Here is a 1,087-nt window from a genome sequence, read left to right as displayed (position 1 = left end):
GTTTACAACGGCGCTCAGAGAGGCTGATCGAGCGAAGCAAGAAGCGCAGCCCTGGAGTGGTCCGCCCCAGGGCATCGAAGCCAGAAGGTCCGCGCTGGAGCCCATAAATTGAGGCCATGGGTGCTCCACTGTCGATGGACTTGAGGCAACGCATTCTCGAGGCGTACCTGGCGCACGAGGGAACTTGGGAAGAGATTGCCTGTCGGTTTCAAGTAGGGGTCGCGACAGTGGATCGACTCGTCGGCCGCTGGAAGCGCACCCACTCCATTGTGCCAACGCGTCCCGGGCCCCGGCCTCACTACCGAATACCGGATGGCGAGTTGGCCAAGGTGAAGCGACTGCTGGATGCCCAGCCCGACAGCACGACCCAGGAGATTGCGGATGCCTACGCCGAGGCGACAGGCGTACGGGTGAGCCGCCCCACCATGGGGCGTGCCTTCCAGCGCTTGGGCTACACGCGTAAAAAAAGTCGCTCCTCGCCTCCGAGTGGCGCCTGGCGAAGAATCGCCGCGCGCGAAGGCGGTACCTGGGTAAGGCAGCCGAACTGAAGCCTTCGCATCTCCACTTCATTGATGAAACCGCGGCTACCCTCAGCATGACGCGCCGATACGGCCGTGCTCGGCGAGGGACGCGCGCACGCGGTTATGTCCCTCTGGGACGTCGGCTGGTGCTCACGATGATTGGGGACCTGACGCTCCAGGGAATGGGGCCCGTGCTGACCTTCGAGGGCGCCACCAATAGCGAACGCTTCGAGACCTACGTCCGAGAGGGGCTGTTGCCCATCCTCAAGCCCCACGACGTGGTTGTCATGGACAACCTCAGTGTTCATCACCGGCCCGCTGTCGAGGCGCTCATCCGCAGTCGCGAGGCTCACCTCCTCTTCCTGCCGCCCTACTGCCCCGACCTCAATCCCATCGAGTCCTGCTGGCTGAAGGTGAAGACGCGCCTGCGGGCCATCGGCGCACGAACCCATGCCGCTCTCATTCAGGCCATGCGCGAGGCACTCTCGACCGTGCTGCCGCAGGACGCAGCCGCTTGGTTCTCTTTCTGCGACTACCCACCTCAACCGCCGTGATCACCGCTGTAG

Annotated in this window: 2 protein-coding genes; both read left to right on the top strand. The window is 63.9% G+C overall.

Features of this window, described 5'->3' with window-relative positions; translation table 11 throughout:
- Positions 1 to 116 precede the first annotated feature (116 nt).
- Positions 117 to 548, top strand: coding sequence for a helix-turn-helix domain-containing protein (locus D7X32_RS47930; protein ID WP_120608481.1), 432 nt, complete (start codon positions 117 to 119; stop codon positions 546 to 548).
- Positions 494 to 1,075, top strand: coding sequence for an IS630 family transposase (locus D7X32_RS44435; RefSeq protein WP_120608480.1), 582 nt, complete (start codon positions 494 to 496; stop codon positions 1,073 to 1,075). The genes D7X32_RS47930 and D7X32_RS44435 overlap by 55 nt, the downstream gene beginning before the upstream one ends.
- The last annotated feature ends 12 nt before the right edge of the window (positions 1,076 to 1,087 follow it).

It is taken from the genome of Corallococcus carmarthensis (assembly GCF_003611695.1).
GTDB classification, from domain to species: Bacteria; Myxococcota; Myxococcia; order Myxococcales; family Myxococcaceae; genus Corallococcus; species Corallococcus carmarthensis.
Note: the sequence above shows the minus strand (reverse complement) of the source record. Positions and strands in the feature narration are given on the sequence as shown.